This is a genomic window from Streptomyces sp. NPDC051976, assembly GCF_040680795.1.
Taxonomy (GTDB): domain Bacteria; phylum Actinomycetota; class Actinomycetes; order Streptomycetales; family Streptomycetaceae; genus Actinacidiphila.
This window is the reverse complement of record NZ_JBFAXL010000010.1, coordinates 102,987-116,827: the sequence shown is the minus strand read 5'-3', so window position 1 is coordinate 116,827 and position 13,841 is coordinate 102,987. Positions and strand designations below refer to the sequence as shown.

General features: G+C 72.7%; 10 protein-coding genes. 5 read left to right on the top strand and 5 right to left on the bottom strand.

Going from position 1 to position 13,841, the window contains the following annotated elements; all coding sequences use genetic code 11:
- Positions 1-18 precede the first annotated feature (18 nt).
- Complete coding sequence (locus AB0M29_RS13845) at positions 19-426, bottom strand: hypothetical protein (RefSeq protein WP_365382456.1); 408 nt, start codon at positions 424-426, stop codon at positions 19-21.
- Between the two features lie 139 nt (positions 427-565).
- Complete coding sequence (locus tag AB0M29_RS13840; RefSeq protein WP_365382455.1) at positions 566-1,204, bottom strand: TetR/AcrR family transcriptional regulator; 639 nt, start codon at positions 1,202-1,204, stop codon at positions 566-568.
- Positions 1,205-1,409: 205 nt separating this feature from the next.
- Between AB0M29_RS13840 and AB0M29_RS13835 the strand changes: the two genes are divergently transcribed.
- Both AB0M29_RS13835 and AB0M29_RS13830 read left to right on the top strand, forming a co-directional pair.
- Positions 1,410-3,023 carry an MFS transporter gene (locus tag AB0M29_RS13835; protein ID WP_365382454.1) on the top strand — a complete coding sequence of 538 codons (1,614 nt, stop codon included), beginning with the start codon at positions 1,410-1,412 and terminating at the stop codon, positions 3,021-3,023.
- Between the two features lie 111 nt (positions 3,024-3,134).
- Positions 3,135-3,293, top strand: a complete 159-nt coding sequence (locus AB0M29_RS13830) for a hypothetical protein (protein ID WP_365382453.1) — start codon at positions 3,135-3,137, stop codon at positions 3,291-3,293.
- A gap of 25 nt (positions 3,294-3,318) precedes the next feature.
- Here the strand turns inward: AB0M29_RS13830 and AB0M29_RS13825 are convergent, their stop codons facing one another.
- A complete protein-coding gene (locus AB0M29_RS13825) occupies positions 3,319-4,674 on the bottom strand; it encodes an acyltransferase (RefSeq protein ID WP_365382452.1) in 1,356 nt (451 codons plus the stop codon).
- A gap of 206 nt (positions 4,675-4,880) precedes the next feature.
- Between AB0M29_RS13825 and AB0M29_RS13820 the strand changes: the two genes are divergently transcribed.
- The 3 genes from AB0M29_RS13820 to AB0M29_RS13810 all read left to right on the top strand — a co-directional run bounded on the left by AB0M29_RS13820 (position 4,881) and on the right by AB0M29_RS13810 (position 12,419).
- Positions 4,881-6,671, top strand: coding sequence for an RNA ligase family protein (locus AB0M29_RS13820; RefSeq protein WP_365382451.1), 1,791 nt, complete (start codon positions 4,881-4,883; stop codon positions 6,669-6,671).
- Complete coding sequence (locus AB0M29_RS13815) at positions 6,671-9,526, top strand: poly(A) polymerase (RefSeq protein WP_365382450.1); 2,856 nt, start codon at positions 6,671-6,673, stop codon at positions 9,524-9,526. The genes AB0M29_RS13820 and AB0M29_RS13815 overlap by 1 nt, the downstream gene beginning before the upstream one ends.
- A 205-nt stretch (positions 9,527-9,731) precedes the next feature.
- Complete coding sequence (locus AB0M29_RS13810) at positions 9,732-12,419, top strand: LuxR C-terminal-related transcriptional regulator (RefSeq protein ID WP_365382449.1); 2,688 nt, start codon at positions 9,732-9,734, stop codon at positions 12,417-12,419.
- Between the two features lie 74 nt (positions 12,420-12,493).
- Here the strand turns inward: AB0M29_RS13810 and AB0M29_RS13805 are convergent, their stop codons facing one another.
- On the bottom strand, positions 12,494-13,195 hold the full coding sequence (locus AB0M29_RS13805) for a ribonuclease H (RefSeq protein WP_365382448.1): 702 nt from the start codon (positions 13,193-13,195) through the stop codon (positions 12,494-12,496).
- Between the two features lie 61 nt (positions 13,196-13,256).
- Positions 13,257-13,835: a hypothetical protein gene (locus tag AB0M29_RS13800; protein WP_365382447.1), complete on the bottom strand. Its 579-nt coding sequence runs from the start codon at positions 13,833-13,835 to the stop codon at positions 13,257-13,259.
- Between the last annotated feature and the right edge of the window lie 6 nt (positions 13,836-13,841).

Here is a 13,841-nt window from a genome sequence, read left to right as displayed (position 1 = left end):
CGTGGGTGCGCGGACCCCTCAGAGCGCCGATTCGAGCAGGCCCTGGATGGCCTTCGTGCGCTCCTGCACGTGGTGGGTGTTGGTGTCCGACTTGTGGTCGAAGGTCAGCACGCCGTCGGTGAAGGAGATGCCGGACTCGCTGAAGTACTCGCCGGAGTTCTTGATGACGATCTTCGTCAACCCCTCGCGGAGCGCCTCCTTGCCCATGTCGTCGGCCCCGATCGCGCCCAGCGCGTCCGCCAGGGGCTGGAAGTACACCTGCGGGAAGTACTCGGCGTACATGTCGGCGTAGTCGGGGACGGCCAGTTCGTCCCATGCCACCTCGATCGGCACGTCGAATCCTGCCGCCTCGTCGATCCGCGACTTCCAGCCGGGGTAGTCGTCGTTCTTGAACCGCTCAGCGCTGCGGCGCTCCGCCAGGCCCATCCGTTTTCTCCATGTTCTGTGGTGCTGTCGTGCCCGGGAGGCGCCGAGGGGACGGCGGTTCCGGCCGACGGGAAATGTGTACGCAAGGCTCGCGTGATTCGGCGCCTGCCACATCCGTAGAACTACGCAGGCGGCTACCTCAGGCGGTGCGGGCGGGGGCGCCGCGCATGCCGGTGACGATCAGGTCGACACCGCGGCGGTAGTACGTCTCCTGGCTGGCGCAGTGGGAGAGGGCGTCGGCGGCGGCCACCAGGTGGGGGTAGCGGTCGGCCGGGAGGGCGAGCAGGAGTTCCTTCTTGGCCTGGGCGGCGGCCTCGTCGGGCTCGGGGCCGTTGGTGCGGCCCGGTTCCGCGATGACGAGGGCGACCAGCGAGGAGAGCGTCTGGCCCGCGGTCTCGGCGGCCTGCTCGACGGGCATCCCGGAGTCGCACAGCAGCGCCAGGGTGCGTTCGGTGATGTCGCGGCCGGGCGTCGAGGCCAGGATGCGGGAGAAGACGAGGGTGGCGGCGTTCGGGTGCGGCCGCAGCGCGGCGACCAGCCCGGAGAGCAGCTCCCGCAGCTGCTCGTCCCACGGCCGCGCGTCGGGGTCGGGGATGTGGACCTGCCCGAGCAGCCGTTCTATGACCGCGTCGAAGATGCCGTCCTTGTCGGGGAAGTGCCGGTAGAGCGCCATGGCCGTGACGTCGTGCTGCTGGGCGACCCGCCGGATGGTCACGGCGTCCAGGCCCTCGCCGTCCGCGATCGCCAGGGCGGTCGCGATCAGATCGTCCCTGTTCACTCGTTTGGGTGCCGCCATGGATCCCGCCGCCGCCCTTCGTCGGTCCGTCACCAGCCGGTGAGCGTAGTGCGCACCTTTCCAAGGTATACGACGTACGCATTGGCGTGTAAGGTGGAGTGAGCAATGTGTACGTTGTATACGCCGATGGCCAGACCTCTGCGAATGGCCCGCTCCAGCCGAACGACGACGTGATGGGAAAGACAGCATGACCACCTCGATCACACCCCGAAGCCCCGTGCGCTGGTGGACACTGGCCGTGGTCTCCATCGGCACCTTCATGCTGATGCTCGACCTGAGCGTCGTGTCCGTGGCCCTCCCCGGCATCCATTCCTCGCTGCACGCCGACTTCAGCCAGATGCAGTGGGTCTTCGACGCCTACGCGCTCACGCTGGCCGCCCTCCTCGTCACGGCCGGATCGATCGCCGACCGCAGCGGGCGCAAGCGGCTCTTCCTCCTCGGCCTCGTCGTGTTCACCGCCGCGTCCCTGGCGTGCGGGCTGGCCGGGAACATCACCGTGCTCAACGTCAGCCGAGGCGTGCAGGGCGTCGGCGCGGCCATCATGTTCGCGGTCGGCCCCGCGCTGCTCGGGCACGAGTTCCGCGGCAAGGAACGGGCCGCCGCCTTCAGTGTGTTCGGCGGTGCGATGGGTATCGCCGCCGCCACCGGACCGCTCATCGGCGGTGCCATGACCAGCGGCCCCGGCTGGCGCTGGATCTTCTTCCTCAACGTCCCGATCGGCGTGCTCCTGCTGGCCATCGCCGCCCGCACCGTACGGGAGTCGCGGCTGGCCAAGGCGACGCCGCCCGACTTCCTGGGCACGGTCACCTTCACCGTGTCACTGGCGGCCCTGGTGCTGGCCATCATCCGCGGCAACTCGAACGGCTGGCTCTCCGCCACCACCGTCAGCCTCTACGCGGTCGGCGCCGTGGGCCTGGTGGCCTTCGTCCTCGTGGCGCGGGCCCGCGGCGAGCGGGCCATGTTCGACCTGGGCATGTTCCGCAACCGCACGTTCGTCGGCCTGGCCGTGGTGACGCTGCTCGCGAACGGCGCCGGTTTCCCGGTGATCTTCACCGAGACCAGCTTCTTCCAGGGCGTGCTGGGCAGCAGCGCCTGGCAGGCCGGGCTGTACTTCCTGCCGCTGACGGGCGGCATGTTCGTCTTCGGCGCGGTCGCCGGCGGCCTGGTCGGCAAGGTGCCCTTCGCCGCCCTGATCTCCACCGCCATGGCCGCGCTCGGCATCGGGCTGCTGCTCACCCGTCTCGGCGGCGCCGACGACTCCTGGACCGCGCTCATCCCGAGCCTGCTGTTCACCGGCGCGGCCTTCGGTCTCTTCACCCCCGTACGCGCCGCCCTGGCCATCGGCGTCGCCGAACCCGCCCGCGCCGGAGTCGCCTCCGGCATCAGCGAGACGTTCCAGCAGGTCGGCATGGCACTCGGCATCGCCGTCGCGGGCGCGGTCTTCGAGAACCGCGTCGTCCACTCCTTCCAGAACTCCGCCGCCGGAGAGCGGCTCGGGTCGCACAGCCACGACATCGGCACCGCGGTCAGCACCGGCAGCATCGACCCGGCCGCCCACGCGGCGGGCCCCGGCATGTACGACCAGGTACGGAACGCCGGACGGGAAGCCTTCACCTCCGGGTTCCACACCACGATGACCGGCTGCGCGGTCTTCGCCTTCGTCGCCGCCGTGATCGCCGCCGCCACCCTGCGCAGCAAGGACGTCCACGAGAGCGCTCTGACGGGCATCCCCCCGGAGGTGCCCGAGGACGCCGACCAGGCGGCGGTCGACCTCCCGGTCCCGGCGCCCAGCGCCACCTGAGCGGGCGCCCAGCGCCCCCTGAGCGGCCGGTGGTGACCTCCGACCCCCGCGGAGGTCACCACCGGCGTAATGTTTTGAGTACGGGGTCGCCCTCGTTCGAAGGAGTGCGACATGAAGGAATCCGCGGACACCTGGGTCGAGAAGGTGCGCAGTCTCCCCGCGAAGCCGTCGCGGGAGGAGGCCGAGGCGCTGATCCATGACGTGTACGAGTCCGCCCAGAAGGAGCTCGACGAGCAGCGCGCCCAGGCCGAGCTCGAACGCGAGGAGTAGCCGGCGGCAGCCCGGCTCCGGACCGTCACAGCAGTCGGCGCACCGCCGCCGCGGCCGGCGGGCGTTCGTCCTCCTCGGCGAGGAAGCGGTGCAGCAGCGCGCGTCCCTCGGGGCGGCGCAGTCGGCCCGCCAGCCGGGCCGGGAGGACGACGGTGAACAGCGACCCGGTGTTCGCGAACCCCTCGACCATCCAGGACACCCAGGGCAGGGGAAGGTTGGCCGCCGGGCTGAAGAACACCGCGGGACCGGCGCCGAACGTCAGCTCGTACAGACCGAATCGGCTCCAGTTGGAGAAGGTGAACCTGCGGCGGCCGGGGTCGAAGCCCAGCGGGACGCACTCGTTCAGCCGGGAGCGTCCGAGCCGCTCCAGAAACGCCTGGTTCGCCCGCAGGTTGAGATGGGCGTCGGTGAAGTCCGTTACGGCCTCGCGCAGTTGCGCGGCCACCTGCTCCGGTCGGCTGTCCGCGGGCGTGTCCAGGTGGATCTCACCGAGCAGATTGCCGAGCACGGCCGTCGGCAGCCCCAGCGCGCGCCGCAGGTTCACGGGCACCGTCAGTCCTCTTGCCTCGGCGTCCCCGTCCAACTCCCGCAGTGCGCCGAGGACATGGGCGCACAGGACGTCGCTCGCCGACAGCCGGCGGCCGGCCTCCGCACTGTAGGCAGCGCGCATCCGCTCGGTCTCGGCGTCACCGAAATAGATCTGCACGGTGCGGTTGGCCAGTACGGAGACGGCGACCTCATGGGCGAGCAGGGCCGCCTCCTCGGGCCCCGGCACCCGAAATCCCGGTCGTCCGCAGTCCCGCGCGGGCAGCACCCGGTCGAGGTAGGCGTCCCGGTCCGCGACGATCTCCACCTCGGGCGGCTCGCGCCCCTCGACGGCAGCCGACCAGGCACGCATCAGCAGCACGAAACTGTGCATGTCGCCGATCGCGTGGTGCCAGGAGACACCCAGCACGGTGCCGCCGTCCGCGGTGCGGCCGACCCGTACCGTCAGCAGCGGCAGCCCGCCGCCACGGGCCTTGGCGGCCTCCACGGGGCCGACCAGTTCGGTGCCGGGCGTCGTGACCCGCCCCATGGCCTCCGCAAGGGTCTCGTGCACGTCGTAGACATCCAGCGGCACTCCGGAGCCGTCGCAGACGATCTCCGGTACGCCGTCGGCCGTCCGCATCCGCCCGGCGAACACCGGCACCCGCTCCAGGGCCACCGCCAGCCCGGCCGCCAGCCGCTCCTCGTCCAGCGCCGCGTCGAAGAAGTGGACCACCGACACCGCCAGATCCGCCAGCAAGGTGTCCGCCAACCCGCAGCGCACCACCACATGCGGCTCGGCCGTGGCCACCGGCCGCACCGTACGGGACTCACGCAACTCCAGCCACGCACTCACGTCGCCCACTCCGTCCCACCCCGCCGGCACCGCCCGCCGGCACCGCCCGCCGGCCCGCCCGCCCCGAAGACTAGGCGCAGAAGGTATAGACCTGCCAGGGTTCGCGGGAGTTGGCGACCGCCGCCCGCGGGTGGTTATTCGCTGGATCCGCTCTCCCGCGGCCACTTACAGTGACCGGGCCCGACGTCGTCCTGGAGAGCCGGATCATGCGTGTGCATTACCCCCGTACGCCGCATCTCCCCTGGTCACCAGGGGCGGCCTCGGACGACGTACGCGCCGGTGACCTGTCCGGGCTGCGGGGCCGCGAGGTCGTGGTCACCGAGAAGCTCGACGGGGAGAACACCACCCTCTACGCCGACGGGCTGCACGCCCGCTCGCTGGACTCCGCGCACCACCCCTCGCGGGCGTGGGTGAAGAGCCTGCAGGGGCGGATCGGCGGCGAGATACCGCGGGGCTGGCGGGTGTGCGGGGAGAACCTCTTCGCGCGGCACTCGCTTGCCTACGAGGACCTGGAGAGCTGGTTCTACGGGTTCTCCGTCTGGGACGACGGCGACCGCTGCCTGGGCTGGGACCGGACGGTCGGCTTCCTGCGGCGGCTGGGCGTTCCGGCGCCCCCAGTGCTGTGGCGGGGCGTGTTCGACGAGCGGGCGCTGCGGGCGCTGCGGCTGGACACCGCGCGCCAGGAGGGTTACGTGGTGCGCACCGTCGAGGGGTTCGCGGCCCGGGAGTTCGGGCAGCGGGTGGCCAAGTGGGTGCGCGGGGGACACGTACAGACCGACACGCACTGGATGCACGCCGCTGTGGTGGAGAACGGGGTGGGCCCCAAGGCCGCGCTGTGGTCGGTGCGTTCGGGCGGGACCGCCGATGTGCCGTCCCTGTCGGCCGCGTCGGGGGTCGTCCCGGACGATCCGCGCGCCGCCGAAGCCGCCGTCGTCGAGGTGTCCGCGAGGCTCGACGGGCTGGGCCGCCGGTACGGGGACGCCCGGCTGGCGGGCGTCCTGGCCGCGCTGCTGCACGGCTCGCCTCGGGCGTGGCTCACGCCGCGGCTCGCGGAACCGCTGGGCATGCGTACCGCACGGCGGGTGGCCGATCTGGTGGGGCTCTCCGCCGGTCTCCAGCGCCCCTATCCGGACGGCGACCGCCGGAGCGGCCTGGTCCGCCTCTCGCTCGCCGCCGACCTGGGGGTGCTGCACGCGCTCGCGGGGGCGGTCGCGCCGGACGCCGAGGCGCGCGAGCAGGTCGACTGGTCCCAGCTGCACGCCGAGGACGCGGGGCTGATGGGTGGGTCGCCGCTGGAGCCGCTGCGCGCCGGGCTGCGCGACGCGCTGAGCGGCCTCGGCTCCGCTGCCTCCGACCGGTGCTGGGCGGAGGCGCGGGACGCGTTCGCCGGGGGCCGGATCGGCACCGTCGAGGAGGCGGTGGCGGCGAGTTGGCGGTGGCGCTCGGGGGCGTTCCCGCGGTTGGTCCATCTCGTCGGGCCCTCGGGCAGCGGGAAGAGCACTTTCGCCGCGAGCCTCCCCGGGACCGACGCGTACCTCTCCCTCGACGATCTGCGCCAGGCGCGGGGCTCACGGGCCGGGCAGCGGGCCAATGGCGATGTCCTGCGGGAGGGTCTGGCCAGGCTCGACGCGGCGCTCGCCGAGGGCGGGACCGTGGTGTGGGACGCCACGTCCCTCAACCAGCACCAGCGTTCCCTGGTGCACGGTGTGGCACGGCGCCGCGACGCCCTGGTCACGCAGGTGGTCGCCCTGGTCGACGAGGACGAGTTGGTGCGGCGCAACCAGAAGCGGACGCACCCGGTGCCGCCGCAGGTGCTCATCTCGCAGCTGCACCGCTTCAACCCGCCCTACCCGGGCGAGGCGCACCGGACGTGGTACGTCGGGGCGGGCGGCACCGTCGTCGACACGGCAGGGGCCCTGCACGATGCGGTGGACGACTCGGGGGACGGCTCGTTGGACGACTGCCCGCACGGCTCGGTGGACGGAGGGGAGGGGTGATGCGTACCAGCGAGGAGATCTACCACCGGGTGCGCTGGGACCCGCGGTTCGACCCCGCCCGGTTCGTGCTGGGCGTCAACCAGCGTGGCGCCGCACCCAAGCGCGTCCCGCTGCCGTCCTTCGTACCCGGTGGTGACATCCCGTGGCACCGGGTGCTGTTCGTCGAGGCGGACGGCGAGTTGCTCTGGGACCGCGCCACCGGCGTCGACCGTGTCGACACCTCGGACGCGGGCCGCAGACGCGAACCGCGCCTGCTGCGGGCCCCGTTCTTCACCGCCAGGACCCCCTTCCGGTGGGAGCCGGGCGCCGGATGGCGCCCGGCCGACGGCACACCGCGGCGGACGGCCGGCGATACTGCGAGTCTGCGCGTGCTCACCTGGAACACGCTGTGGGACCGGTACGACAGCGACCGCATCGACACCGCCCGGCGCCGTCCTGCGCTGCTCGCCGCGCTGGAGGACGCCGACGCGGACGTCATCGCGCTCCAGGAAGTCGAAGTCGGGCTGCTCGACCTGCTGTTGGGCGCGCCCTGGGTCCGCTCCGGCTACACCCTCGGCACCGACCCGGGCGGACGGGACATCGACGACGGCGGGCTGCTGCTGCTCAGCAGGCTGCCCGTACGGGAGGCGGGGTGGCACGACCTCGGGCCGCACAAGGCAGTCGCCGCCGTCACCGTGGACACCGGCGCGGGTCCCCTCGTGGTGGCCGCGACCCATCTGAGCTCCGACCACTCCCCCGACGGCCCGGCCCGGCGGCAGGCCGAACTGGACCGGCTCGCCAGGGGACTTGGCGGCGTGGACGGCGACGTGGTCCTGGTCGGTGACTTCAACGACGGCGGTGACGGACCCGCCGCCAGGCTGGGGCTGCGGGACGTCTGGACGGAGGTCCATGGCCCCGGCGATCGGACGCCGACGTTCGACCCGGGCGTCAATCCGCTGGCCGCGGTGGGCTCGCTGACCGGCCGGGCCTCCCGGCTGGACCGGATCTTCCTCCGCTCGGGACGGCTGCGCGCGACCGGTGCCCGCCTGCGGGGTGACGCGCCCACGACGGACGGGCTGTACGTCTCGGACCACTACGGCGTGCAGGCGGATCTCGGGCTGGGCGCTGCCGATGCCGCGGACGCCCTGGACGTCCTGGACGCCCGGCCGACCGCCCGCACCGCGCTCGCGTGGCTACCGCCACAGGAGGTGTGGCCGATGCTCCAGGACATCCGGCGGGCGCACGATCCGCAGATCGACCGGTGGCCGCCGCACGTCAATCTGCTCTTCGGTTTCGTGCCCGAGTCCGACTTCGAGCGGGCCGTCACGCTGCTGGCGGAGGCGGTGACCGGCACGCCGCCGTTCACCGCGCGGCTGGAGGGGGTGCGTACCTTCGAGCACCGCGACGACGCCACCGTCTGGCTCGACCCGGCGGCAGGCGACACGGCCGAGTGGGCGGGGCTGCGCCGGGCGCTGGAGGACCGCTTTCCGCGCTGCCGTGGACGTGCCGAGGGCTTCACCCCGCATCTGACCCTGGGGCGGACCCGGGATCCGCGGCGGCTCGCCGCCGCTTACGCCGCCCGGCTCGACAGCGTGTCGGCGCGGGTCGGCGAGGTGGTCCTGCTCTCCCGCCGGGGTGACGAACCGATGCGGCCGCGCGCCACGGTCGCCCTGGGAACGGGCGACGTCCAGTGGCTGCCCGAAACTCCCGGCCCGGCAGCCGTGGAGCCGCCCGCGTGGGGCGAGGCTCAGGACGCCCCCGCGCGCGACATCGTGCGGCGCCTGTCGGAGGCGCTGGGCGAAGGAGTGGTCCATGTCGTCGGATCGCGGCGCATGGGGTGTGCGCTGCCCGGAGCGGACCTGGACCTGATCGCGGCGCTGCCCGGCGGCGTCGAACTGGCCGCCGTCCGGGCACGGGTGACGGACGCGCTGCCGGACGCCACCCGGGTGCGGCAGGTGACCGGCGCTCGCGTACCGGGCCTGCGACTCCATAGCGGCGGCCTGGACGTCGACCTGGCGGTCGTCGCCACCGGAACCGTCGATCCCGCCCAAGCGGTGGACCGGCGCGCCCAGTTGGGGGAGGCGGCCGCGATCGCTCTGAGCGCGGTGAGCGACGCGGACGCGGTACGGGCGGCGGTCGGCGACGACCACGCCGCCTTCGCGCGGCTCGCCCGGCAGGTGAAGGCGTGGGCCAGGGCGCGCGGCCTCGACTCGGCCCCGTTCGGTGGACTGCCGGGCCTGGCCTGGTCGGTGCTCGCGGCCCGCACCACACGCGAAGCCGGGGGCTCCGCCGCGCCGGCACTGCTCCGCGACTTCTTCGGCACCTGGGCCGCCACGGACTGGCGGACGCCGGTCGGCCTCACACCCACCGATACGGGATCGCGGGCGCCGCTGGTCCTGCTGACCCCCACCGAACCGATCCGCAACTGCGCGGTGCAGGTCACCACCGGCTTCCGTGACCTGCTGACCGATGAGCTCTACCGTGCCTGGAGCATCCTGGAGAGGGCAGCGGAGACCGGCGAGGACCCCTGGCCGGAGTTGCTGTCCCCGCCGCCCCTGCACCGGCGGCACGCGGCCTGGGCGGTCCTGACCGTGGGCCCCGGAGGACCCACGGAGGAGTTCGAGGAGATGCTGGGGCGCGTCCGAGGACGCCTGCGCGCACTGCTCACCGCCCTCTCGGAGGCCGGAGCGCCGGATGCCTTCGCCTGGCCCCGTCCCTTCGAGACCGGGCCGGCGCTCGCCCGGTACGCGATCGGCCTCGGCCGCACCCCGCCCGCCCCGGCCCGCCTCACGGAGATCGCCGCACGCTGGGGCACCGGACTGCGCGGGGTCAACCTCGCCTGGGCGGAATGCGGCGCCGTACCGACCCTGCGCTGACCGGCGGCGGTCCCGGGTCAGCCATGCGTCCAGGTCCTCCAGGTCGTCCAGGCCCAGCGGTACGCGAGGGAACACAGAGGCGGCTGGGGCCCCTGCCTCGGGGAATCCCGACGACGTGACCCCGATCGTCGGGAAAACCGGCACATTCCGCGTAGCCTGAGGATGATCGGTGCCGGAGCCTCGGCGAGAGAGAGCGAGGAGTCCGTTGAGCGCATCCGCTCGTGGGCTGGTCGGCCGTGACGTCGAGGTGCGGGCCCTCCAGGCGGCGCTCCGCGAGGTGCGATCGGGTCAGGGGCGGGCGATCGCGCTTGTCGGAGAGCCCGGCATCGGGAAGAGCGCGCTGATGTCGACGCTGACCGCGCACGCCAGGGCGTCCGGCATACCGTTACGCGCCTCCCACGGCTGTGACGCGGATCCGCCCGATATCCCGCACATCCCGCCTGCGGAGGGTGGCGACGGGCATCAGCGAGCTGCCGGATCGAGCGCGGGAGACGCCGTCGTCGCCACCGTGGACGACCTGCATCGCCTCGCGGCGGAGCGGATACCCGCGGTGCAGGAGCTGATCCGGTCGGTCGCGGCCCGTCCGGCGCTGCTGGTCCTGGCGTACCGGGAGCGGCAGTTGTCGCCGGCGCTCGCGTTCGTACTGGCCCGGGCGTCGAGTGCGGGTCTGCTCGACGTGTGGCGGCTGGGCCCGCTCTCCCTCGAACACGCCCGTGAGCTGCTGGGAGATCAGCCCGACCTCGACGACCTCCATCGCGTGGGCCTGGGCAATCCGCAGTACCTCAAGGCGGTCGCGGCCCACGGTGAGGCGAGGGCGGAAGCGGGCACGGCGATCCTCGGCGAACTGGCCGAACTCACCCTGCCCGCCCTCACGGTGGCACGCGCCGCCGCCGTTCTCGGCGAGCCGTTCCACCCGGAGCTCGTCGCCGAGGTCGCGGGCATGGACGTGGCCGGGACGGTCCGCGCGCTGGACGAGCTCACCCGCCTGGACCTGGTACGGACGGCCGGGTCCACCTCCCAACTCGCCCTGCGCCACGAGGCGGTGGCCGATGTCGTGTACCAGCGGCTGGAGCTCAGCCACCGCACCGAGATGCATCTGCGCGCCGAGGCCGCCCTCGCCAAGCGGGCGGCGCCGATCGCGCGGCGGGCCCACCATGTCGCGCGGGCCGCCGACCCGAACCAGCCGGACCACGTGACGACCCTGATCGCCGCGGCGCGCGAGGCACTCCACACCGCTCCCGCCCAGGCGGCGGCCCATCTGGAGGCGGCTACGTCGCTGCTCCAGCCCGGTGAGGCGTACTGGCACGAGGCTCAGGTCCTGCTCGCTCGCGCACACCTGCTGACCGGGAAGGTGGTGGAGGGCCGGGCGCTCCTGCACGCGCTGCGGGCCCAGACACCCGGCCACGCACCGCTCGACCCGACCGCGGCGGCCGACGCGGGCCGCGCCGAGCAACGGCTCGGCAGGTACACCGAGGCCGCCGCCATCGCACGGTCCGGGCTGGCGGCGCTGCCCGACGGCGACAACGTGGCCGCCGCGGTGCTCCACACCGAGCTCGCCGACGCCGCCCTCGACCAGCAGCAGTACGAGACGGCCCGGCAGCACGCCGACACCGCCGCGGCGATCGCCCGCCGCCACCACGACCGCGTCGGCGAGGCCATGGCCCTGGCCCAGGGCTCCCTCGCCCATCTCTTCACCGCCGACCACGCGGCGGCGGAAGACGCGGCGGCCCGCGCGGCCGAAATCATCGACGCCACCGCCGACGCCACCGTCCTGACCAATCTGCAGTCCGTCTACCAGCTCGGTATCACCGAATCGACGCTGGAGCAGCTGACCGAGGCCGAACGCCATCTCACCCGCGGTGCCGCACTGGCCCGCCGTGCCGGGCAGAACTCCATCCTGTCGCCGATGCTCAAGACCCTCGCGGAGGTCCAGCTGCACTCCGGGCACCTGGAGCGCTCCCTGGCCACCCTCGACGAAGCCGCCCACTACGCGGAACACAGCGGCCGTACCCCGACACAAGCCATCGTCACGGCACTTCGGGCCAGGGCACTGCTGTGGCGGGGCGACGAGGGCGACCGGCGTGAGGCGCTCGCGCTGTCCGAACGCGCCGCCGCGATGGCCTACGGTCCGCCGACCGCGTGGGCGGTGATGGTCCGCTGCTTCCACGCCGAGGTCGTGCTGCTCACCGGCGACCCGGCCCGCGGCGGCTGGCTGCTGATGGACGCCGTGGGCGGTACGGAACTGCCCCGGCTCACCACGTGGCGCAAGCCCCGATGGTGCGACCCCTTGGCGCAGTTGGCGCGGATCGAGGGCGACCGGACGGCGGCGCGGGAGTGGGCGCGGCTCGGTGAGCACAGCGTCGAGCAGCTTCCCTCACCGGGCCGACGCGGCTTCGCCCAGCGCGCCCGGATGCGGGCGCACGCCCTGCACGGCGACCTCGACCAGGCCGCGTCATCCGCGCAGCACGCCGTCGAGGGCTTCGCCACGGCCGGGAAGCGCATCGAGGTGGGCCGCACCCTCGTCGCGATGGCCGCGCTGTCACTGGACGCGGGCCGGACCGATGACGTCGAAAGCCGGCTGGAGCGTGCCGCGTTCCTGGCCGGGCAGTGCGGTTCGCGGCGCCTTGCCGACGACGTCGCCCACGAGCGCGGCCGGCTCGCCACACTCGCCGGCCGGGAGCGCCGCGTCGACGCGCTGGCGACACTCAGCGCGCGGGAACGGGAGATCGCCGGTCTCGCCGGCACCGGTATGACCACCCGGGCGATCGCCGACACCCTGTTCCTGAGCGCGCGGACGGTCGACACACATCTGGGCCGCATCTACAGCAAGCTCGGCGTCCCCAACCGCGCGGCATTGGCCAGCGTCCTGATGAAACGCGACGCGGAACAGTAAAAGCATCCGGTGTCAGGAGTCACGGCTCCACCGACGGCACGATCCGCCTGTGGCGGCTGTCCTGACCTCTCGGTTCAGGAGTAGGCGCCCGCACACTCCGGGTGACCCCAACTGCTGCCGACCTTGGTGATCTTGTCGCCCTTGGCATAGGGACGCGAGCACGGACAGGTGCCGGCGTAACGGGCGGACAGGGTCCGCGAACCGCCCGGGGAAGCCTTCTTGGCCGCGGACGAGGACGAGGAGGACGAGGACGAGGCACGTCCGCCGCGCGCCGCGGAGTTCCGGGCCGGCTCGGGTACCGGCAGCTCGGCGGCGGTCCCGCCGGCGTCCTCCTGCGTGCGGGCGGCGTCGCTGGCGGCCTTGTCAGCGATCGCGTTCAGCGGGTCACCGTTCACCTGGTGTGCGGGCACGTACACAAAGGTGACGTCCCGCCCCTCCAGCAGCGCGTCGATCCGCTGAATCAGCTCCCGGTTGGCCACCGGCTTCCCCGCGGCGGTCTTCCACCCGTTGCGCTTCCACCCCGCCAGCCACTTCGTCACCGCGTCCCGGGTGTACGTGCTGTCCAGCCGCACCTCCAGCGGCACCCCGGGCTCCGTCGCCTCCAGCAACCGCTCCAACGCCGTTAGCTCACCCACGTTGTTGGTGCTGTGCCCCAGCGCCCCGGCCCGCCAGCGCTGCGGCGTCCCGGCACTGTCCGCGACCACATAGGCCCACGCCGCCGGCCCCGGGTTGCCCTTGGCTGCCCCGTCACACGCGGCAATGACTCGATCGACCATCCCCCGATCATCCCACGCCGCGACACCTACGAGCCCATCCCCCCGGTCGGCCCGGATGCTCCTAGCACCCGGGTTCGTCGCTCACGTAGACGCCCTTGTAGGGGCCGGTGTAGTTGCTGACCTCGTCCACGGAGACGCCGGCCTCGCGCCACTGGTAGTACGGCAGGTCGCACTTGAGGTATTCGACGCTGCCGCTCGCGGAGGAGGTGGGACGCGGGAGTACGTCCGTGGCCCATTTCGTGGTGCAGCTGTAGGTGGATCCGGGGATGAGATTGTGCATCACCGCGACGTCGCAGGTGGCCAGCTTCTCGCCGTACGCGTTGTACTGCGACTCCATGGGCTGGGTGTAGACGCTGATGTTGCGCAGGATGATGTTGTGCTTGCCCGTGTTTCTGGCGTAGAAGGCGCCCTGACGCTGGTATCCGTCCATTCCCAGGCAGGTGGCGATTTCCAGCCCGGCCGGATAGTCGTCGCGGTCGGAGTATATGGACGAGGTGTCCCAGTACGTCCAGGGGGTGCATTTGATGTGGTAGTACGGCTGGTAGCTGACCGCATGGGCCCGACCGGCTCCGGCTGCCCAGGGGATGAGAACTCCCAGAGCCGTGGCCACGACCACCGTGATCTTCTTCCGCTTGGTCATTTCTGT